This window comes from Sulfitobacter sp. 1A13421 (assembly GCF_043557285.1).
Classification (GTDB): Bacteria; Pseudomonadota; Alphaproteobacteria; order Rhodobacterales; family Rhodobacteraceae; genus Sulfitobacter; species Sulfitobacter faviae.
Map to the genome: position 1 here is coordinate 172628 of NZ_JBIFFQ010000002.1, position 19569 is coordinate 192196.

Sequence of the window (19569 nt, forward strand, 5' to 3'; positions counted from 1 at the left end):
TAACTTCCTTTAGGCTGCGTCGGCGGGCACCCCAGAGGCGCCGCCATTCTCTTGGACCCATGTGGCGCTGGTCTTGATCCCGCCCAGCGGGAAAAGATGCACATGGGTGATGTTGAAATCCGGGTGGGCCGCTTTGTGGGCGGCCAAGTCGCTGATCACATCTGCAGGCTCATAGGGCAACAGCAGCTTGGTGACATCCATCGCCCGCTTTTGCAGCACCTTGAGCGAGGGGCCAACACCGCAGGCGATGGCGAATTTGATCAGCGTTTGCAGTTTGGCGGGGCCCGCGATGCCGATGTGGATCGGCAGGGTGATACCAGCGGCCTTCAGACTGTCGGCCCATTCGATGATCGGCTGCGCGTCAAAGGCGAATTGCGTGGCAATGGCCATTTTAGCATCGGTGCGGGTCTGGAAATCATTCTTCCATTTCAGCGCCGCATCGACGTTGAGGCGGCCCCCGTCAGCGTCGATATCGCGGTTGCCCTCGGGGTGGCCGGCGACATGCAGGCGGGTAAAGCCTGCCTTGTCGAACAGCCCCGTTTCCATCAACTGCATCGAGTCGCTGAATTCCCCCGCCGGGGTGGTGACACCGCCCGCCAGCAGCAGCGCTTGGCGGACATCGGCCTCGCCCTGATAGCGGGCGATCCAATCGGCCAGCGTGGCGCGGTCTTTGATGATGCGGGCCGGGAAATGTGGCATGACCTTGAAGCCATCCGCGTTCAACCGCGCGGCGGTGGCAACCATATCTTCGATCGGGGTGCCGTCGATATGGGCGATATAGACACGGGTGCCCTCTGGCAGCAGGGCGCGGAAATCCTCGACCTTTTCGGCGGTGCGGGGCATCACCTCGATAGAATAATCTTTCAACAGCGCCTCGACTTCGGCCACCGGCGCCTGTGGGGCCGGTGTTTCCTTTTTGCGGAAGTTCAAAAGTGCCATGAGCGTGTCCTTGATCATAGGGCTGGCAGGCTATGCCCAGCCGTCATTGTCAATCAGTTGCTTAATCCGGTCGCGGTCGTATTCCGCGTCAATGCGGGCGGCTTCGGCATCGGCGATGCTGTCGGGGTCGCCCTCAACCTCAAAAGGCTCGGCCTTGCGCCATTCCGCGAGATAGGCATCGGTATTGGCAGCCCCCACCTTCATCGCCGCGCGGTCGATGGCCTGCTCAAAGCGTTCGGGCAGGGGGCGTTTTGACCCGCGACGGCCCTTGCCGACGATCACCTGAGCGGGAATGTCGCGCCAGTAAACGATGGTGACTGCGGGCATGGGACGATTCCTCCGGTTTAAACCTGTCTAACGAGCGTCGCGGTCAGGACAGGGCCGTTTTTCGACGAAACACGACCCATCCGCGACTTGGGAGAGGTGATAGCGCATTGGCCCTGTCATCACGAGGGGGCGGCGCCCCCATTATTCTCAAGATGATTGTGAGGTGGCCCTGATGGCGGGGCGAGGGCGCCCCGCGGACGCCGCGGAAATTGGCCCAAGGCACCGCGACCACTTGCACCGGCTGGGCGCAGGGAATACCTTGGGGGCAACTCGATATGAAAGGCGCGTAACCATGGCGCCACAGCGTCCCAAAGGTGCGGGTGCGCTCGACAAAGATATTCCGGCTCTGAGCCCCGCGCCAGTTCCGCCCAGATCTAATGAGCTATATGCGGCCCTAGATCTGGGTACAAATAGCTGCCGCATGTTGATCGCCCAGCCTCGGGGCAGCGGTTTCCATGTGGTGGACAGTTTTTCGAAATCGGTGCAATTGGGTGCCGGTTTGGAGAAGACCGGGCGGTTGTCGCGCGGATCGATGGCGCGCACCATTCAGGCATTGCGCATTTGTCAGCAAAAGTTGCGGCGCAACAAGGTGCAGAACATGCGTCTTGTCGCGACCGAAGCCTGCCGCCGCGCGCAGAACGGGGCGGAGTTCATGCGCCGTATCCAGCGCGAGACCGGTCTGAAGCTCGACATTATCCGCCCCGAAGAAGAAGCCCAGCTTGCCGTGATCTCCTGCGCGCCGCTGGTCAGCCGCAAGACGGAAAACCTGCTGGTGGTGGACATCGGCGGCGGTTCGACCGAGTTGGTCTGGATCGACATTTCCAAAGTGCCGCGGGCCGACCGCGCACGCTCGATCATGCGGCTTCAGGGCGGGTTCTATCAGGCGAAATCCGATGTCCCCGCCGCCCGAGTGGTGGATTGGATCAGCGTGCCATTGGGGGTGGCGACCCTGCGCGATCAATTTTCTGACGTTGAAGACGATGCCGCGCGCTTTGCGCTGATGAGCTGGTTTTTCGAAGAGAACCTCACCGATTTTACGCCCTATCAGACGATCCAGTCGCAAAAGCGGTTCCAGATCGTCGGCACCTCGGGCACCGTGACCACCGTGGCGGCAAGCCACCTGAACCTGAAGCGCTATGACCGGACAAAGGTCGACGGCCTCAGCATGACCAGCGCGCAGATCGACAAGGTGATTCATTCCTATATCGCCATGGGGCCGGGCGGGCGGCGCGCCGATCCGCGCATCGGGCAAGACCGCGCCGCACTGATCATGTCGGGAGCGGCTATCCTGCAAGCCTTGATGCGCTGCTGGCCAACCGACAGGCTGTCAGTTGCGGATCGCGGTCTGCGCGAAGGCCTGCTATATGCACAGATGAGCGCCGATGGCGTATTAGAAGAAGGGGTCTTTTAATGGCCAAGACACCGGACGGAAAGAACACCTCGGGGCGCGGTCAGCGTGACCTCAAGGTCAAGGTGAAATCCGCACGCGGGCGCAAGCTCAGTTCGACCCGTTGGTTGCAGCGGCAGTTGAACGATCCTTATGTCAAACGCGCGCAGGCCGAAGGCTATCGCGGGCGGGCGGCTTATAAGATCATGGAATTGGACGATAAATATCGGTTCCTCGTCCCCGGCGCGCGGGTGGTGGACCTTGGCGCCGCGCCGGGCGGTTGGTGTCAGGTCGCCGTCAAGCGCTGCAACGTATTGGGCGAAAAGAAGGGCAAGGCGCAGGGCACCATTCTGGGCGTTGACCTACAAGAGATGGAGCCGATTGCGGGCTGCGAGTTGCACCAGCTCGACTTCATGGAGGATGACGCCGACCTCAAGGTCAAGGAATGGCTCGGCGGCAAGGCAGATGTGGTGATGTCGGACATGGCCGCGGCCTCATCCGGGCATAAACAGACCGACCATTTGCGCATCATCGCGCTTTGCGAGGCGGCGGCCTATTTCGCTTTCGATGTGTTGGAAGAGGGCGGGACATTCGTGGCCAAGGTGCTGGCAGGCGGCGCGGAAGGTGAGTTGCAGAAGCTTCTCAAGCGCCGTTTTACCAAGGTCGCCAATATCAAACCACCTGCAAGCCGCCCCGATTCATCGGAGAAATTCGTGGTGGCCACAGGGTTTAAGGGCGAAGAGGGTTAAGCCGCCATCGCCGTTCATGGGGCGTAAACCAGTCAAGGATTAGGGTGTAGCTCTCCCGCGGTATTGTGCCGCCTACCTCATGAGGGCTCCCCGATGCTACGACACTTGCCACTTGTATCGCTCATCTTCATCCTGTGTTCCGGGCTAAAGGTTTCCGCCTCCGAAGTGCCTTGGGCGGTGAACGATTACATCGACCGCGAATTGCTGTCTTGGGTCAATGATGCCCGCATCGTCGATGCGATCGCACAGCAGAATGAGCGGCACCGTGAAATGAATGCGCTGGCGGTCACGCCGGCAGCAGTCACCGGGCCGGGCGCCGGGGTGCCCCAGCCGAAAGCCCCGATTGCTGCCGCCTTTCTCCAAACGCAGATCGCCCGTGCCGAGGGTCGGATTGCCGGGGTGACTTTGCTGGATGCCTATGGGCTGACCGTGGTCTCCAGCGGCAGCGCCTCGGTCTATTTCAAGGGCGGCAAGCCCAAGAACAGCAACCGTTTTTCGCCGCCGTCGGGGATTTTCGTGATCGATCAGGTGGCCGTTGACGAGAGGTCGAAGGCCCATCAAAGCCGCGTCTCGATGCCGATCACGGAGCCGTCGAACGGCGCAATCATCGGGGTGATTACAGTTGAGTTGGAAGCGGCGGCTTTCTTCTGAGGCTGCCTCCCAGACCGGTCCCGGTAGGCGGGGCCGGTCTGTTGCTCACCCCTAAGCGGGGTCGGGACTATCAAATATCCCCGAACAATCCTTCAGCGATAAAACCCTTGGCCTCGGCCTGGGAAGCGGCAATTCTACAGTCCATCCCGACGGAGAGAGTTGATGACCCCCCCAAGCTATTTCGCACCCACCGGCGGCCACCCGGATCAAAAAACGCTTTTGTCAGATCGCGCGGTCTTTACAGAGGCCTATGCCGTTCTCCCGCGCGGTACGATGCGCGATATCGTGACCTCATTCCTGCCGTTCTGGGAAGGCACGCGGCTTTGGGTCATCGCCCGCCCGATGACCGGCTTTGCCGAGACGTTTTCGCAATATATTATGGAAGTGCAGCCCGGTGGCGGCTCGGACCGGCCTGAGCTTGATGCGCAGGCGCAGGGGGTGCTTTTCGTGGTCGAGGGCGGCTTCACCCTGACCGTTGAGGACCAGCAGCACGCGATGCGCGAGGGCAGCTATGCCTATATCCCCGCGGGGGCCGATTGGACGCTGAAAAACGACAGCGGCGCGGTGACGCGCTTTCACTGGATCCGCAAAGCCTATGAGGCGGTGGAGGGGCTGGACCGCCCCGATCCGCTGGTGCTGAACGAGCAGGACATCGAGCCGAATGTGATGCCCGATACCAATGGGGTCTGGGCGACGACGCGGTTCGTGGATCCGCAGGATCTGCGCCATGACATGCATGTGACCATTGTCACGCTGCAACCCGGTGGGGTGATCCCCTTTTGCGAGACTCATGTGATGGAACACGGGCTCTATGTGTTGGAGGGCAAGGCGGTCTACCGGCTCAATCAGGATTGGGTCGAGGTCGAAGCGGGTGATTTCATGTGGCTGCGCGCTTTCTGCCCGCAGGCTTGCTACGCGGGCGGACCGGGGCCGTTCCGGTATCTGCTTTATAAGGACGTGAACCGGCATATGAAGCTGCGGTGAGGGCCTTTGCGGAACTCGAGGGCCAGCGCCTACCCGGTGGGGCGGGCAGGCGATGGCCCGGCGCCTTCGGCTTGATTCCGGGCCAAGGTGGTTTCCAAAATCGGTGGTCTTAAGCGACATGCGCTAGCCGGTTGCCTATCGCATTGTATCGAGCCGAGTTGGTCACAACAAAAGGGCGCCGCATCGGGCGCCCCTTCATCATCAAACCCGCTTCTCCAACGACCCCGAACCATGCCCCGAAAGCCCGCCGGAGACCTCCTCGGTCGCCTCATCCGACAATTGCTCGGGCAACACCAAGTTCAGCACAATCGCGATCAGCGCCGCCGGCAGCAGCCCGCTGGTCATCAGCACGCGCAGCGTGTCGGGCAGGTATTGCACCGCCTTGGGGTCGAGTTGCAGCCCCAGACCTATGGAGAGGGAGATCGCGAAAATCACCATGTTGCGGCGGTTCCAGTTCACGTCCGACAGCATCGAGATGCCCGCCGCGACCACCATGCCGAACATCACGATCACCCCGCCGCCCAGCACTTCGATGGGGATGGTACGGATTACCGCGCCGACCTTCGGCACCAGTCCGCAAAGGATCAGGAACAGCGCGCCCACGGTCACCACATGGCGGCTCATCACGCCGGTCATCGCGATGAGGCCGACGTTCTGGCTGAAAGAGGTATTGGGAAACCCACCAAAGACCCCGGCCACCGCGCTGCCCAAACCGTCGGCATAGGTGGCACCCGTGATCTCGGCATCCGTCGCCTCACGCCCCGCGCCGCCCTTGGTGATGCCCGAGACATCGCCGACGGTCTCAACAGCCGAGACGAAGGCCATCAGGCAGAAACCGACGATGGCGGCAAAGCTGAACTCGAACCCGTAAGCAAAGGGCACGGGCAGCGCTACGGCGGCGGCGCGGTTCCAACTGGTGGCGATGCCCTCGAAGGTGACCATCCCCATCGCCAGCGCATAGAGATAGCCCACGCCAATGCCGATCACCACGGCAGAGACCGATAGCATGCCCCGGGCGAAGAACTTCAGGCCCAGCGTCGCCACGATCACCACCAGCGCCGCCGACCAGTTCAACAGGCTGCCGTATTCGGGGCTGTTGATCGCGGGCACGCCCCCGGCGGCATATTGGATGCCCACCTTGACCAGCGCGAGGCCGATCATCGTCACCACCAGCCCGGTCACCAATGGCGGCAGGGCAAAGCGGATGCGTCCGATGAAAGTGCCCAACAGCACATGAAACAGCCCGCCGACCAGAACGCCGCCAAAGAGTGCGGGCAGCGCCTCGACCCCTTTGCCCGCGACAAGCGGGATCATGATGGGCAGGAACGCGAAACTCGTGCCCTGCACAATAGGCAGCCGCGCCCCCACCGGACCCATGCCAATGGTCTGAAACAGCGTGGCGATGCCCGCAAAGAGCATCGACATCTGGATCAGATAGGTCATGTCGGGAAACCCCTGCGCCCCGGCGTCCGAGCCAAAGCCAAAGCCCGCAGCCCCCGCCACGATGATCGCGGGCGTCACGTTTGAGACGAACATCGCCAAGACATGCTGAATGCCCAAGGGCACGGCCTTGGACAGGGCGGGGGTATAATTCGGGTCGCGCAGTTGCGCCGGCGTGCCCAGTGAAGCGTCAGTCATGTCATTCTCCCTATTGACCGATCCCGTCTGCCGCTTCTGCTGAGGGCATGACGGTTATTCCTTGGCTGCGACCACCTCCCACGGCTGATCGAACCAATGTTCTTCCAAATTGTCGCCTTCGCCGATCCGGTCGACCACGGCGAAAAGACCGGGGGCGCTCAGCGGGCAGCAAACCGCGTGCCATGTATTGCGGCGGTAGTTCACGCCCTGACCGGGGCCTGCGAGAAACGCCTGCAAGGGGCCGGGGCGGCCTGCGTCATCGGGGGCGACGACCACCAGATAGGGGTTTTGGTGCATCGGCAGAAAGGCCTGCGCGCCAAGCGGATGCCGCTCGACCATCTCAAGGGTGAAGGGCAGGGCGCGCGGTACTGCGTTAAAGACACTGATGCCCGCGCGGCCCCCACCAAAGTCGAGATCGGCCAGATCGTGGTGCCGCCCGCAAAGCCCTTGGTTGATGATCTTGTCGGGCGCGCCGCGCACTTCCAGCACCTCGCCGAAGGGGGCGAACCCCCCGGCGGTGAGGGGCTGGAGCAGGATCTGTCTGCTCATGGCAGCAGGTCTTTCAGACGCAGCTGCGCAATCCGTTCGACTTGGCGGCAGGCCTCGGCAAACTCGGTGGCGCGGTCATTGTCGATGCGGCGTTTGAAAGCGGCGAGGATGCCCGCCTTGTCGTGGTCGCGCACGGCGATAATGAAGGGGAAGCCGTGTTTCTCGACATAGCGGTCGTTCAACTGGGTAAAGGTTCCCCGCTCCTCATCCGTCAGCGCATCCAGCCCCGCGGCGGCCTGTTCCGAGGTGCTCTCAGCCGTCAGCCGCTTGGCCTGCGCCAGTTTGCCTGCCAGATCGGGGTGGGCCTGTAGCACGCCCAGGCGCTGCGCATCTGAGGCGGAGCGGAAGATGCGGGCCAGAGCGTTGTGCAGGCCCACGGCGGTGTCATGGCCCGCGCCCAGTTCCAGTGCATGGGCGCCCTCGGCGATCCAAGGCGAATGCTCAAAAATGCTGCCGTATTTGGCGACGAAGGTCTCGCGGTCCATCTGGCTGGGACGCGCGCGGCGCTGGTGCGGATGGGTGGCGGCCCAGTGATCCGCAATCTGCTCACGGGTGGCGAACCAAACGCCCTCATGGCTTTGGGCGTATTCGATGAACTGCCGCAGCGCCTCGACCCGGCCGGGACGGCCAATCAGGCGGCAATGCAATCCGACCGAAAGCATTTTCGGCGCGCCCTCGACCCCTTCGCGGTAAAGCGCGTCGAAACTGGCTTTTAGGTAGTCGAAGAACTGCGCGCCCGCATTGAACCCCTGCGGCGTGGCGAAACGCATGTCGTTGGCGTCGAGCGTATAGGGCACGATCAACTGGTCGCGGTCACCGACCTCCATCCAATAGGGCAGGTCATCGGCATAGGCGTCGGCGACATAGGCGAACTGCCCGGCCTCTGCCGCAAGGCGCAGCGTGTTCTTGGACGAGCGCCCACAGTAAAAGCCGCGCGGCGCTTGGCCGGTCACTTCGGTATGCAGGCGGATCGCCTCGGCGATGGCTGCGCGCTCTGCGTCTTCGGCCATGTCCTTGTGTTCGATCCATTTCAGACCGTGGGTCGCCATCTCCCAGCCTGCGTCGATCATCGCGGCGACCTGCACGGGGGAGCGCGCCAGCGCCGTGGCGACGCCATAGACCGTGACGGGCAGGTCTTTCATCAAACGGTGCAGCCGCCAGAACCCGGCGCGGGCGCCGTATTCATAGATCGATTCCATATTGGCATGACGCTGTCCCGGCCATTGCGCGGCGCCGACGATCTCGGACAGGAACGCTTCTGATGCCGTATCCCCATGCAGGATGTTGTTCTCACCGCCTTCTTCGTAGTTCAGCACCAGCTGCACGGCGATCTTCGCGCCACCGGGCCATTGTGCATCTGGGGGGGTGGGGCCGTAACCCTGCATGTCGCGGGGGTAGCGAGTCATGTCTTTCTCCTTCTGTCGTTCTCTGTCTAGACCGGAAGGTCTTGGATTGCTTTCAATTAATTCCTGAAAGACTATCGTGAAAAGGGCACTTTCGCTCGGGCGCGGCGCGGGCGATCAAGGGTTAGGCACGGAGGGTATGATGACAGGCTATCTGACAACACATGTATTGGACACCGCGCGCGGCTGCCCGGCGGCAGGGCTGAAGATCGACCTCTACCGTTTGGAGGGCGACAGCCGCACCCATCTGCGCAGCCTCACCACCAATGCCGATGGCCGCACCGATGAGCAGATCCTGCCCGCGGCGGAGTTCCAGACCGGCACCTATGAGCTGCTGTTCCACTGCGGCGATTACCTCGACGCGCAGGGCGCCCCGGCGGAAGAGCCGCGTTTTCTGGATGTCGTCCCGCTGCGGTTCGGCATGTCCGAGGCCGCGCATTACCACGTGCCGCTGCTGCTCTCGCCCTTCGGCTATTCCACCTACCGGGGCAGCTAGACCTTTAGCGCGTCTTCCATCCGCGCGATCATGAAGTCCATGAAGAGCCGTGTTTTCGGGTCTTGATGGCGTCGATGGGTGTAGAGGCAGGCCATTTGAACGGGCAGGGGCGGCGTGTCTTCCACGACCCGCACCAAAGCGCCGCTTTGCAAATGTTCGGCGATCTCAAAGATCGGCTTCATGGCGATGCCCGCGCCGGCCAGCGCCCAATCGGTCAGCACATCGCCATCGTCGCTTTCAAACCGCCCGCGCACGTCGTATTTCACCGCGCCTTCAGGGCCCTGTAGCTGCCATTGAAACTCGGTCGCGCCGGGAAAGCGCAGGTTAAGGCAATTGTGCTGGCCGCGGTCGATCTCGGCCCCCGAGCGGGGATGCCCATGCGCCGCGACATAGGCCGGGCTGGCGCAGAGCACGCGCTCGCAATCGGCCACCTTGCGGATCCGTAGTGTAGAATCCTGCGGGCGACCCAGAAAAAAGGCCACGTCCAACCCTTCGGCGGTGAGATCGAGCTTGCGGTCGCTGAGGCGCAGCCGCAGATCGACGAGCGGATACGCTTCGGCAAAGGCAGGCACATGCGGCGCGATCAGCCGCCGCCCGACCCCCAAGGGGGCCGCCACATGCAGCGTGCCGCGCGGATTGTCAGTGACGTCCTCGATGCCCGCCTCGGCCTCGGCCACGGAGGCGAGGATCTTGCAGGCTCCGTCATAGAAAATCCGCCCCTGTTCGGTGGCCGACAGGCTGCGCGTGGTGCGTTGAAACAATCGCACGCCCAGATGCCCCTCCAACTGCGTGATCCGTGCCGAAGCCACTGCAGGCGAGACCCGCTGGTCGCGTGCCGCCGCCGACATGCTGCCAAGCTCGTAGACGCGCACGAAGGTGCGGATGTTGTCGAAATAGGACATTTATCGGGAACTTTTGATAGAGTTTAGGGAATGCCAAATCTAGCGGTAAAATCCGCGATTGAATAGTCTGCCCGGTGAATCATCCGGAGAGACCTCATGCACGACTTAGCCATCATCTGGGATTGGATCGGATTTGCCATCCGCTGGGTGCATGTCATCACCGCCATGGCATGGATCGGCGCGTCCTTCTATTTCATCGCGCTCGACCTCGGCCTGCGCAAGGTGCCGCATCTGCCCGCGGGCGCATTTGGCGAGGAATGGCAGGTCCATGGCGGCGGGTTTTACCACATTCAAAAGTACCTCGTGGCGCCAGAAAACATGCCCGAGCACCTGATCTGGCACAAATGGCAGAGCTATTCGACGTGGCTCTCGGGCGCGGCGCTCTTGATGGTCGTCTATTGGGCGGAGGCGGAGCTTTACCTGATTGATCCGGCCAAGGCGGACCTCTCGGTCTTCCAAGGCATCCTGATCTCAGCGGGTTCGCTGACTTTGGGTTGGCTGATCTACGATTTCCTGTGCAAATCGCAACTCGGCAACCGGCCCACGGTGCTGATGCTGCTTCTCTTCGTGCTGCTGGTGGCGATGGCTTGGGGCTACAACCAGGTCTTCACGGGCCGCGCGGCACTGCTGCATCTGGGGGCATTTACAGCGACGATCATGACGGCGAACGTGTTTTTCATCATCATGCCGAACCAGCGCATCGTGGTGAAGGACCTGCAAGAGGGTCGCACGCCGGACGCGAAATACGGCAAGATCGCCAAGCTGCGCTCGACCCACAACAATTACCTGACGCTGCCGGTCATCTTTCTGATGCTCAGCAACCACTACCCGCTGGCTTTCGCGACCGAGTACAACTGGCTGATTGCCGCGCTGGTCTTCCTGATGGGGGTGACGATCCGGCATTATTTCAACACGATGCACGCGACCGGAAAGGGCCCGCATTGGACATGGGGCGTGACCGCGCTTTTGTTCGTGGCGATCATGTGGCTCTCCACCGCGCCCCTGATGCAAGACGATATCGAAGCGGCAGAGGCCCGCGCGCTGACTGAGACAGAACAGCTTTTCGCCAGCGCCGAGGGGTTTGACGAGGTGGCCAATATCGTGCCGGGGCGGTGCGCCATGTGCCATGCGCGCGAGCCGTTCTACGACGGTATCCACCGCGCGCCCAAAGGGCTGCTGCTTGAAACACCCGCGGACATCGCCCGCGCCGCGCGGCAGATCTATCTGCAAGCGGGGGTGACCAATGCCATGCCCCCCGCCAATGTGTCCTTCATGGAGGAAGAAGAGCGCCGCAAGATCATGCGCTGGTATCGCGACGGGGCCGCATCACAGCCCTTCAGCCTTGCGGGGAAGTAGCGGGGCGCACTACTCGAACTCCATCTGCTCAAAAACGCGGCCTGCGTTTTTCGTCGCCAATTCCTCGAAAGTATCAAGCCCCGCATAGGGCGATTGATCTACATAGTAGGCCTCGGCCAGACCGCCGCCCGCCTCCAGATGGGCGGCGATCTGCGCGCGGAGGTAGAGCAGATAATCCCGCGTGAAGCGACGGACCTGCGCCATATTGGTCGGATGCCCGTGACCGGGGATCACATAACGCGCCGCAAGCGGCTCAAACGCGGTTTCCCAAGTCTCGATCCATTCGGCGGTCATCGTGTCAGGAAAGATCGGCAGCATGCGCTCGTGAAAGGCCATGTCGCCCGAGATCACGAGGCTCTGCTTCGGCAGCCAGATCACGATATCGCCGGGGCTATGGGCCGGGCCGAGGTGGCGGGCTTCGATGCGGAAATCGCCCATCTCGACGATATATTCATCCTCGAAGGTCTCGGTCGGCAGCTGCACCTCCGTCCCCTCGGCCCGGTCGCGGTTGTAGCGCTGCATGGCCTCCAGAATGCTGCCGCCAAAGTGCTCCACCTCATGCGCGGCGTCTGCATGCGCGACGATCGGCACGCCTTGCTCAGCCCAGTAACCGTTGCCCAGAACCGCGTGGCCCTGACCGTTCTCGTTAAAGACCAATTTCACCGGCTCGTCGGTCACGGCCTTGATCTCATCATGCAGCGCCGCGGCCAGCCCATAGGCCGCGCCGCCGTTGATTACGACAACGCCTTCGCCGGTCACGATGAAACTTAGGTTATTGTTATGGCCCGCGTTTTCATAACTGGGCGGGGCCGTCGCTCCGATGGCCGAAAAGACGCCGGGAATGACTTCATAGGGTTTGTCGTAAAGCAGGGAGCCGGGGTATTTATCGGCGATATCCTCGCTGGCCATGGCGTGCGATCCGACCAGAAGGGCGGCGGCGTAAATCAGGTGCTTCATTGCGCGGCCCCCAGAAAACGATAGCCTTCGCCACTCCGTTCGACGCGGCCCAATCCGCCCTGCGGCAAGTGGAAGCCCATCAGCCAGATTTTCTCCTGCACCAGCCGATCGAGCAAACGCTGCCGGGTGCTCGCGCCTTGCTCGGGGTCTTGGTCCGATCGGCTGGCCCAGCCCGGGCGGGCAAAGGCAAGATGGTGGTTGCCAATGGCATCGCCGCCGATCAATAGCGCATCACCGCCCGTGCCCAGAAGGAAGGACATATGCCCGGGCGTATGGCCGAAACTCGCCTGCGCCGTGATGCCGGGCAGCACTTCGTCCCCGTCGGCAAAATGGCTCACCCGATCCTCAATCGCTTCCAACCGCCGCGCGGCCCCCACGGCAAAGGCGGCACGGGCCGGGCCAATCCGGTCCACCGTCGCCGGATCGCGCCAATAGTCCCATTCAACCTGGCCCATATGGTAGCGCGCATTGGGAAAGACCAGATCGTCGAAATCGTCCAGCACGCCCCACAGGTGGTCGGGGTGGCCATGGGTAAAGACCACATCGGTCACCGCCTCCGGCGCGACGCCTGCGGCATCAAGGCTGTCGAGCAGCGACCCGGCGGAGGGCATGAAGGCAGGGCCCGCGCCCGCGTCAAAGAGGATCACACGCTCGCCATTGCGCAAAAGCGTCAGGTTGCAGGGCGGCTCCAACTGGTCTTGGGGCAGGTCGAAGGGCGCCAAAGCCTCCGCCAGCGCGTCTTGCGGCAAACCTTCGAAGAAAAAGCTGCGCGGCAGTACCAGATTGCCGTCGCTCACGCTTATGAACTCATAGCCGCCGATCTGGGCCGAGGTCATCGCGAAGGCGCGCAGCGGCGTTTGGGCGAGGGCGGCCGCCCCCATTCCGGCAAGCACCATCCGTCTGTTAATTTTCACCTGATCCCCTCCCATCATTCATTCCGATTCGTGAATATAATCATCCCCATCGGCTAGCGGCACAAGGGGCGAATGCGGCTGCGAGAGATAGGCCCGAGAAACAATGCAGCTATGCATGATCATGCCTTGCATCGCCTGCAGGGGTTCTATCTACGGGGGCACCACTCGAAACCCACCCCGATCCGGACGGAAAATGACTGATATCACTACAGAAGGCGCCTCGATCGCCTTTGACAAGGTCGGCAAGGCCTTTACCAAAGCGGGCGGTGCGACCGTGAACGCGCTCGAAGGGATTTCCCTCGACGTGGCACCCGGCTCCATCACGGGGATCATCGGGCGGTCGGGGGCGGGCAAGTCGACCCTGCTGCGTATGGTCAACGGGTTGGAGCGTCCGACGACCGGCAAAGTGCTGGTCGGGGGTGAGGATGTCGGCAGCGCCAAGGGCGGCAAGCTGCGCGCGATCCGCCGTGACGTTGGCATGATTTTTCAACACTTTAACCTGCTGTCTTCACGCACCGTGGCGGGCAATATCGCGTTGCCGCTCGAAGTGGCGGGAATGCCGAGCGCGCAGATCAAGCCGCGCGTGGCCGACCTGATCGACCGTGTCGGTCTGAGCGCGCAGGCGGGGCGCTATCCGGCAGAGCTATCGGGCGGGCAGAAACAGCGTATCGGCATCGCGCGGGCCTTGGCCACCGGGCCGAAGGTGCTGCTTTCGGATGAGGCGACATCGGCGCTCGACCCCGAAACCACGCAAACTGTTCTGGCGCTCTTGAAAGATATTAACCGCGATCTGGGGCTGACGATCCTGCTGATCACCCATGAGATGGCTGTGGTGCGCGACATCGCGAGCCATGTGGCCGTGATCGACGCGGGCCGCATCGTGGAGCATGGGGAGACCTATGACATCTTCACAGCGCCGCAACATGCGACGACGCGGTCTTTCCTGTCGGGCGTGACGGGCGTCACCCTGCCTGCCTTCGTCAAAGACCGGCTGACCCAAACCCCGCCCGCGGCAGGGGGCGAAGAGGTCATCCGCGTCACTTTTGCGGGCACCCATGCCACCGATCCGATGCTGGCGCGATTGACGCAAGAGATGGGCATTCCGGTCAATATCCTTGCCGGTGCGGTGGAAGAGATCAGCACGCGGCCCTTCGGCAACCTGCTGGTGTCGATGCCCGTGGCGCAGGCCGCCCAAGCGCGGGCCTTTTTGGAACAACACGGGCTTCTGACGGAGGCGCTGGGCTATGTCGGCTAACCTGATTAACCTATTGATCGAAGCCACCGGTCAAACGCTTTATATGGTGTCGATTTCGGCCATTCTCGGTACGCTTTTCGGGCTGCCGCTGGGGCTGTTTTTGGCCACCTCGCAGCGCGGGGAACTGCTGTCGTCCCCATGGGTGAACAAGGTGCTGGGGCTGGTCGTGAACGCCATGCGCTCCGTGCCGTTCATCATTCTGGTCGTGGCCATCATTCCCTTCACCCGCATGATCGCAGGCACCTCGATCGGCACCACGGCGGCGATCGTGCCGCTGACCATCGCCACGGTGCCCTTCATCGCCCGGCTGGTGGAAAACGCCATCCGCGAGGTCGATTCCGGTCTGATCGAAGCCGCCCGCGCCATGGGTGCGACGCCGCTGCAAATCATCCGCAAGGTGCTGCTGCCCGAGGCGCTGCCCGGCATCACACTGGGCCTGACCCTCGCCATCGTGAGCCTGATCGGTTACTCCGCCATGGTCGGCGCCGTGGGCGGCGAAGGCCTAGGCGATCTGGGTATCCGCTATGGATATCAGAGGTTTATGCCCGACGTCATGGCGATTGTCGTGATCATCCTCATCGTTCTGGTGCAGCTTGTGCAGTCCATTGGCGAGCGTATCGCCAGCGCCGTGGATAAACGGGCCACCAAAAGTGGCGGTCAATAGGCCGCGCCTTACATCCGTTCTCTCAATCTAAGGAGACTACTATGCTTCGTCTTACAACACTCACCTCCGTTCTGGCGCTGATGGCCACTGGCCTTGCCGCCGAGGAGATTAAAGTCGGCGTTTCGCCCGGCGAACATGCCGAAATCATGGAAGAAGTCGCCCGCATCGCGGAGCCTATGGGCCTCGAAATCGATGTGGTCGAATTCTCTGACTATGTGGTGCCGAACCAAGCGCTGGCCGATGGCGACATTCAGGCAAACTCTTTCCAGCACGTGCCCTACCTCGAAGCGCAGATGAAAGACCGCGGCTTTGAGCTGAGCGTGGTCGGCAACACGATCACCACCCCGATGGGCGTCTATTCCGACAAGATCACCGATCTTGCCGATCTCGAAGAAGGCTCAACATTCGGCATCCCGAACGATCCCACGAACGGTGGCCGCGCGCTGTTGGTTCTGCAAGAACTCGGTTTGATCAAGGTCGATGAGGCCGCAGGTCTGGTGCCGACCGTCCTCGACATCACCGAAAACCCCAAAGATCTGTCCTTCAAAGAACTCGACGCCGCGCAACTGCCGCGTTCGCTGGCCGATCTGGATGCGGCTTTGATCAACACCAACTACGCGATTGCTTCGGGCCTAAGCCCCAAGGAAGATTCCATCGCGATGGAAAGCGCCGAAAACCCCTATGTGAACGTCATCGCCGTCCGCAAGGGCGACGAGGAAGCGGCATGGGTTGAGACATTGCTCAAGGCCTATCACTCCGATGAGATCAAAACCTTTATCGATGAAAGCTATCAGGGCACGGTAATCACCTCCTGGTAAGCGCTTGTTATAGAAGCGTATTGATAGACTTGACCCGCGCCCGCGCGGGTCAAGAGCGCCCCAGACCGTGCCGGGGCATTCCGACTGGTTAAAACTCCCCTAATCATTGGGTCGAGGCTGACGGTCAGCCAAAACCATTAAATTTCTGTTTAGAAATTCCGCGTAGTTCTCGCAGACAACGCGCGTTCTGGCACATTTCGACGCACATTTCTTAACATTGAAATTATGTTGCGCTGCGGTGTGAGAAAATTGTTGAAAAGTTCAATTCCGCCCGTATCGTGAAATCGTGAGGGATTTTTTCACATGACCCGGGGCTTGCCCTTCCTGATGTCTGACAGGGCCGATGGTCGCGATCCATGTGAACGGGAGTTCGACTGCAAGAAGCGACCATAACAAACCAAGGGAGACTATCATGAAGACCGTGAAACTGATGGGCACCGCCGCCAGCCTGCTTGTGCTGGGGGTCAGTCAATCCGCCGCGCAGGATCTGACCGTTGGGTATTTCCTCGAATGGCCGATGCCGTTCCAATACGCCAAGGCGGAGGGGATGTATGACGAAGCGCTCGGCACGACGGTGAATTGGGTGAGCTTCGATTCCGGCACCGCCATGTCGGCGGCGATGGCCTCGGGGGATGTGCAGTTGTCGCTGAGCCAAGGCGTGCCGCCCTTCGTGGTCGCCACTTCGGCGGGGCAAGACCTGCAAATTCTCGATGTCGCGGTCAGCTATTCCGAGAATGACAATTGCGTCGTGCGTGAGGCGCTGGAGATCGACAAATCCTCTGCCGAGGAACTGACGGGCAAGAAGGTCGCGGTGCCGCTCGGTACGGCTGCGCATTACGGTTTTCTCAAACAAATGAACCACTTCGACGTCGATGTAGAATCGCTCGACGTGGTGGATATGGCGCCGCCAGATGGGGCCGCGGCCATCGCACAGGGATCGGTCGATATGGCCTGCGGCTGGGGTGGATCGCTGCGCCGGATGATGGAACATGGCAATATCCTGTTGACCGGCGCGGAGAAGGAAGAGTTGGGCATTCTCGTCTTCGACGTGACCTCCGGCCCGGCCTCTTGGGTGGCCGAAAACTCCGACACGGTCGCGGCCTTCTTGAGCGTGACGGCCGAGGCAAATGCGATGTGGGCGGATGAGGCCAACCGCGACAAGATGCTGCCCGTCATCGCCAAGGACGCCGGTATGGACGAAGACGCCACGATGGAAACCATCGCGACCTTCTCCTTCCCTTCGGTCGATGAGCAAATGGGTGAGAAATGGCTCGGCGGGGGCGCGCAGGAGTTTATGAAAGGCGTGGCCGATGTCTTTGTCGAAGCAGGCGCGATCGACGGTGCGCTCGACAGCTATGAAGACGCGGTGAACACCGGCCCGCTGCAAGCCGCGAGCGATATGTAAGCCAAGCGGCGCAAAAATAGGCCGCCCCGTTGCAGCCCGGTGCCTGATTGCGAGGGACCGGGCAGATGGGGCGCGCCGATAAACGAATATGCAGCGGGGCGGCATGTCGGGATTGAAAATCGAAAACCTGTCGATGCGGTTTGATCTGCCCAATGGCAGTCATGTGCAGGCGCTTGAGGACGTATCGCTTGACCTTGCGGAGGGGGAGTTGATGTCGGTCCTCGGCCCCTCGGGCTGTGGCAAGACGACGTTGCTTAATATCGTGGCGGGTTTCCTTGCCCCGAGTTCGGGCGAGATCGTGATGAACGGCCATAGCGTCACCGGGCCGGATGCCGAGCGTGGCATGGTCTTTCAACAGGGCGCGCTCTTTGAGTGGATGTCAGTGCGTGAAAACGTGAGCTTTGGTCCGCGCATGAAAGGGCAGGGCGAAAAGCAGTACGGGGCCGAGGTTGACCATCTGCTTGATATCGTCGGGCTGGGCGATTTCAAGGAAAAGGCGATCTATGAGCTCTCGGGCGGGATGCAGCAGCGGGTGGCGCTGGCGCGCTGTCTGGCGAATGACCCCGATGTGATCTTGATGGACGAACCCTTGGGCGCGCTGGATGCGCTGACCCGCGAAAAGATGCAAAGCCTCGTGCTAAAACTGTGGAAAGAGACAGGCAAGACCATCATCTTGATCACCCATTCGGTCGAAGAGGCGCTGCTGCTTGGCGAGCGGCTTTTGGTCATGGCGCCGCGCCCGGGGCGCATTCACCGCGAATACCGTTTGCCCTTTGCCGATCTGGGCGTGGGGCAAGACCTGCGTGAGGTCAAGAAACACCCGGAATTCGCCGAAAGGCGCGAGGAGATCCTCGGCATGATCTGGGACATGGAGGAAGAGATCATGGGCCGGACGGAGGAGGCATGATGTTGATCCTGCTTATTTATATCGTCATCTTTGCGCTTTCCTTTTTCCTTGTCCGTCTGGTTGTCGATCAGACCGCCAGCGGTTTCGCGGCGCGTAAAACGGTAACCTTTGGCGACGAAAGCGCGGTGACGTCGAACCGCACCGCCAGCGTGATCTCGATCTTGACGATCTTCTTGCTGTGGGGCGCGTTCACCGGCTCGTCCCTGCTGCCCCGATTTTTACATGCGCCCGGCCCGTTCGAGGGGCTGGCCGAGCTGACCTATACTGCTGAGGCCGATGACGGCTCCCGCGATGATGGTACGATCACGGTGCTGGTGCATCCGGTGGGCGAAGACGCCGAGACCCCGCAGGTCGATCCCGGCGAAGGCTGGGCCAAGAATGACGCTTTCACCATTGGCGCTTGGCGCTCGGGGCTGTTGCGTGTTGATAAGAATGACGAGAAGGGCCGCGATCTCGGGCACCGGGTCGTCGCCGTGAATGGAGAAGAGATCGCGCCCGGTGGCGAGGTGCAGACCGAGTTTGGCCGTGTGGGCATGTCGCCCAAGGGCACGCTGAATTTCGAGCCTGCCAAGGGTTGGCAGATGGAGCCGATCTGGCTGCCGCCCCCCGAAGCCGTGGTCTCCCGCCTTGCTGAAATCTCAAGCCAAGGCTACCGCGACAGCACCCTGTGGGAGCATCTGGGCTATTCGCTGTTCCGCGTGGTGGTGGGGTTCGCCCTTGGTGCGCTGGTGGGCATTCCGCTGGGCTATGCCATGGGGCTTTCCGGCTGGTTCCGCGGTTGGTTCGATCCGATTGTCGAATTCATGCGCCCCGTGCCGCCGCTCGCGCTGATCCCGTTGGTGATCATCTGGGCCGGCATCGGCGAGGTGGGCAAGATCATCCTGCTGTTCCTCGCGGCGCTGTGGATCATGGCCATCGCCGCACGGTCGGGCGTGTCGGGGGTGAATATCACCAAGGTCCATGCGGCTTATTCTCTGGGCGCGTCCAAGGCGCAGATCATGCGCCATGTCATCGTGCCGAACTCGCTGCCCGAGATCTTTACCGGTGCGCGGGTGGCGATGGGGGTCTGCTGGGGCACGGTGGTCGCCGCCGAACTGGTCGCGGCAGAGAAGGGGGCGGGGATGATGATCATGGTCGCCTCCAAATTCCAGCTGACCGACATCGTGCTTATGGGGATTATCCTGATCGGCATCATCGGGTTCGGCATCGACATGCTGATGCGCAAGGCTGAGCGGTTGCTGGTCCCTTGGAAAGGGCGGTCTTAACCC

The 19569-nt window shown here is 61.9% G+C and carries 20 protein-coding genes; 12 read left to right on the forward strand and 8 right to left on the reverse strand.

The window, feature by feature from the left end; all coding sequences use genetic code 11:
• Positions 1 to 9: 9 nt before the first annotated feature.
• Entirely contained in the window at positions 10 to 939 is a 930-nt protein-coding gene (locus ACGYLI_RS04575) for a methylenetetrahydrofolate reductase (RefSeq protein WP_394417480.1), read from the reverse strand.
• A gap of 30 nt (positions 940 to 969) precedes the next feature.
• Complete coding sequence (locus ACGYLI_RS04580) at positions 970 to 1266, reverse strand: virulence factor (protein WP_168613014.1); 297 nt, start codon at positions 1264 to 1266, stop codon at positions 970 to 972.
• A gap of 292 nt (positions 1267 to 1558) precedes the next feature.
• Between ACGYLI_RS04580 and ACGYLI_RS04585 the strand changes: the two genes are divergently transcribed.
• The 4 genes from ACGYLI_RS04585 to ACGYLI_RS04600 all read left to right on the forward strand — a co-directional run bounded on the left by ACGYLI_RS04585 (position 1559) and on the right by ACGYLI_RS04600 (position 5037).
• Entirely contained in the window at positions 1559 to 2677 is a 1119-nt protein-coding gene (locus ACGYLI_RS04585; protein WP_067266266.1) for a Ppx/GppA phosphatase family protein, read from the forward strand.
• Positions 2677 to 3402, forward strand: coding sequence for an RlmE family RNA methyltransferase (locus tag ACGYLI_RS04590; RefSeq protein ID WP_394417483.1), 726 nt, complete (start codon positions 2677 to 2679; stop codon positions 3400 to 3402). The genes ACGYLI_RS04585 and ACGYLI_RS04590 overlap by 1 nt, the downstream gene beginning before the upstream one ends.
• A gap of 93 nt (positions 3403 to 3495) precedes the next feature.
• A complete protein-coding gene (locus ACGYLI_RS04595) occupies positions 3496 to 4053 on the forward strand; it encodes a hypothetical protein (protein WP_394417486.1) in 558 nt (185 codons plus the stop codon).
• 162 nt (positions 4054 to 4215) lie between these two features.
• On the forward strand, positions 4216 to 5037 hold the full coding sequence (locus ACGYLI_RS04600) for a bifunctional allantoicase/(S)-ureidoglycine aminohydrolase (protein ID WP_394417489.1): 822 nt from the start codon (positions 4216 to 4218) through the stop codon (positions 5035 to 5037).
• Between the two features lie 201 nt (positions 5038 to 5238).
• Here the strand turns inward: ACGYLI_RS04600 and ACGYLI_RS04605 are convergent, their stop codons facing one another.
• From ACGYLI_RS04605 to puuE, 3 genes are read right to left on the reverse strand one after another with little or no spacing between them, the layout of a single operon-like run.
• Positions 5239 to 6675 carry a nucleobase:cation symporter-2 family protein gene (locus ACGYLI_RS04605; RefSeq protein ID WP_209217834.1) on the reverse strand — a complete coding sequence of 479 codons (1437 nt, stop codon included), beginning with the start codon at positions 6673 to 6675 and terminating at the stop codon, positions 5239 to 5241.
• A 54-nt stretch (positions 6676 to 6729) separates the two neighbouring features.
• Positions 6730 to 7224 (reverse strand): ureidoglycolate lyase, encoded by a 495-nt coding sequence (locus ACGYLI_RS04610; RefSeq protein ID WP_394417492.1) that lies wholly within the window; start codon positions 7222 to 7224, stop codon positions 6730 to 6732.
• A complete protein-coding gene (gene puuE / locus ACGYLI_RS04615) occupies positions 7221 to 8630 on the reverse strand; it encodes an allantoinase PuuE (protein WP_394417495.1) in 1410 nt (469 codons plus the stop codon). Before puuE ends, ACGYLI_RS04610 begins: the two co-directional genes overlap by 4 nt.
• 139 nt (positions 8631 to 8769) lie before the next feature.
• Here puuE and uraH point away from each other — a divergent pair, with 139 nt between their 5' ends.
• Entirely contained in the window at positions 8770 to 9123 is a 354-nt protein-coding gene (uraH, locus tag ACGYLI_RS04620) for a hydroxyisourate hydrolase (RefSeq protein ID WP_394417498.1), read from the forward strand.
• Here uraH and ACGYLI_RS04625 read toward each other — a convergent pair.
• A complete protein-coding gene (locus ACGYLI_RS04625; RefSeq protein ID WP_394417501.1) occupies positions 9120 to 10025 on the reverse strand; it encodes a LysR family transcriptional regulator in 906 nt (301 codons plus the stop codon). The genes uraH and ACGYLI_RS04625 overlap by 4 nt on opposite strands.
• A gap of 96 nt (positions 10026 to 10121) precedes the next feature.
• On the opposite strand from ACGYLI_RS04625, the gene ACGYLI_RS04630 reads away from it, so the two are divergent.
• Complete coding sequence (locus tag ACGYLI_RS04630) at positions 10122 to 11381, forward strand: urate hydroxylase PuuD (protein ID WP_394417504.1); 1260 nt, start codon at positions 10122 to 10124, stop codon at positions 11379 to 11381.
• Between the two features lie 9 nt (positions 11382 to 11390).
• Here the strand turns inward: ACGYLI_RS04630 and ACGYLI_RS04635 are convergent, their stop codons facing one another.
• Both ACGYLI_RS04635 and ACGYLI_RS04640 read right to left on the reverse strand, forming a co-directional pair.
• Complete coding sequence (locus tag ACGYLI_RS04635; protein ID WP_394417507.1) at positions 11391 to 12338, reverse strand: MBL fold metallo-hydrolase; 948 nt, start codon at positions 12336 to 12338, stop codon at positions 11391 to 11393.
• On the reverse strand, positions 12335 to 13252 hold the full coding sequence (locus ACGYLI_RS04640; protein WP_394417510.1) for an MBL fold metallo-hydrolase: 918 nt from the start codon (positions 13250 to 13252) through the stop codon (positions 12335 to 12337). Before ACGYLI_RS04640 ends, ACGYLI_RS04635 begins: the two co-directional genes overlap by 4 nt.
• Before the next feature lie 193 nt (positions 13253 to 13445).
• Between ACGYLI_RS04640 and ACGYLI_RS04645 the strand changes: the two genes are divergently transcribed.
• The 6 genes from ACGYLI_RS04645 to ACGYLI_RS04670 all read left to right on the forward strand — a co-directional run bounded on the left by ACGYLI_RS04645 (position 13446) and on the right by ACGYLI_RS04670 (position 19566).
• Positions 13446 to 14507: a methionine ABC transporter ATP-binding protein gene (locus tag ACGYLI_RS04645; RefSeq protein ID WP_394417513.1), complete on the forward strand. Its 1062-nt coding sequence runs from the start codon at positions 13446 to 13448 to the stop codon at positions 14505 to 14507.
• The gene (locus ACGYLI_RS04650) at positions 14497 to 15171 is read left to right on the forward strand and encodes a methionine ABC transporter permease (RefSeq protein WP_394417516.1); all 675 of its coding nucleotides are present in this window, start codon (positions 14497 to 14499) and stop codon (positions 15169 to 15171) included. The genes ACGYLI_RS04645 and ACGYLI_RS04650 overlap by 11 nt, the downstream gene beginning before the upstream one ends.
• Positions 15172 to 15212: 41 nt before the next feature.
• Positions 15213 to 15989 (forward strand): MetQ/NlpA family ABC transporter substrate-binding protein, encoded by a 777-nt coding sequence (locus ACGYLI_RS04655; protein WP_394417519.1) that lies wholly within the window; start codon positions 15213 to 15215, stop codon positions 15987 to 15989.
• A 412-nt stretch (positions 15990 to 16401) separates the two neighbouring features.
• A complete protein-coding gene (locus ACGYLI_RS04660; RefSeq protein ID WP_394417522.1) occupies positions 16402 to 17394 on the forward strand; it encodes an ABC transporter substrate-binding protein in 993 nt (330 codons plus the stop codon).
• Positions 17395 to 17497: 103 nt separating this feature from the next.
• Positions 17498 to 18301 carry a taurine ABC transporter ATP-binding protein gene (locus tag ACGYLI_RS04665; RefSeq protein ID WP_067266249.1) on the forward strand — a complete coding sequence of 268 codons (804 nt, stop codon included), beginning with the start codon at positions 17498 to 17500 and terminating at the stop codon, positions 18299 to 18301.
• Positions 18301 to 19566, forward strand: a complete 1266-nt coding sequence (locus ACGYLI_RS04670; RefSeq protein WP_322329701.1) for an ABC transporter permease subunit — start codon at positions 18301 to 18303, stop codon at positions 19564 to 19566. Before ACGYLI_RS04665 ends, ACGYLI_RS04670 begins: the two co-directional genes overlap by 1 nt.
• Positions 19567 to 19569: the final 3 nt, after the last annotated feature.

Coding starts and splice junctions, on each gene's coding strand:
- ACGYLI_RS04575 (WP_394417480.1), bottom strand. CDS start 939: ATGGCACTTTTGAACTTCCGCAAAAAGGAAACACCGGCCCCACAGGCG.
- ACGYLI_RS04580 (WP_168613014.1), bottom strand. CDS start 1,266: ATGCCCGCAGTCACCATCGTTTACTGGCGCGACATTCCCGCTCAGGTG.
- ACGYLI_RS04585 (WP_067266266.1), top strand. CDS start 1,559: ATGGCGCCACAGCGTCCCAAAGGTGCGGGTGCGCTCGACAAAGATATT.
- ACGYLI_RS04590 (WP_394417483.1), top strand. CDS start 2,677: ATGGCCAAGACACCGGACGGAAAGAACACCTCGGGGCGCGGTCAGCGT.
- ACGYLI_RS04595 (WP_394417486.1), top strand. CDS start 3,496: ATGCTACGACACTTGCCACTTGTATCGCTCATCTTCATCCTGTGTTCC.
- ACGYLI_RS04600 (WP_394417489.1), top strand. CDS start 4,216: ATGACCCCCCCAAGCTATTTCGCACCCACCGGCGGCCACCCGGATCAA.
- ACGYLI_RS04605 (WP_209217834.1), bottom strand. CDS start 6,675: ATGACTGACGCTTCACTGGGCACGCCGGCGCAACTGCGCGACCCGAAT.
- ACGYLI_RS04610 (WP_394417492.1), bottom strand. CDS start 7,224: ATGAGCAGACAGATCCTGCTCCAGCCCCTCACCGCCGGGGGGTTCGCC.
- puuE (WP_394417495.1), bottom strand. CDS start 8,630: ATGACTCGCTACCCCCGCGACATGCAGGGTTACGGCCCCACCCCCCCA.
- uraH (WP_394417498.1), top strand. CDS start 8,770: ATGACAGGCTATCTGACAACACATGTATTGGACACCGCGCGCGGCTGC.
- ACGYLI_RS04625 (WP_394417501.1), bottom strand. CDS start 10,025: ATGTCCTATTTCGACAACATCCGCACCTTCGTGCGCGTCTACGAGCTT.
- ACGYLI_RS04630 (WP_394417504.1), top strand. CDS start 10,122: ATGCACGACTTAGCCATCATCTGGGATTGGATCGGATTTGCCATCCGC.
- ACGYLI_RS04635 (WP_394417507.1), bottom strand. CDS start 12,338: ATGAAGCACCTGATTTACGCCGCCGCCCTTCTGGTCGGATCGCACGCC.
- ACGYLI_RS04645 (WP_394417513.1), top strand. CDS start 13,446: ATGACTGATATCACTACAGAAGGCGCCTCGATCGCCTTTGACAAGGTC.
- ACGYLI_RS04650 (WP_394417516.1), top strand. CDS start 14,497: ATGTCGGCTAACCTGATTAACCTATTGATCGAAGCCACCGGTCAAACG.
- ACGYLI_RS04655 (WP_394417519.1), top strand. CDS start 15,213: ATGCTTCGTCTTACAACACTCACCTCCGTTCTGGCGCTGATGGCCACT.
- ACGYLI_RS04660 (WP_394417522.1), top strand. CDS start 16,402: ATGAAGACCGTGAAACTGATGGGCACCGCCGCCAGCCTGCTTGTGCTG.
- ACGYLI_RS04665 (WP_067266249.1), top strand. CDS start 17,498: ATGTCGGGATTGAAAATCGAAAACCTGTCGATGCGGTTTGATCTGCCC.
- ACGYLI_RS04670 (WP_322329701.1), top strand. CDS start 18,301: ATGTTGATCCTGCTTATTTATATCGTCATCTTTGCGCTTTCCTTTTTC.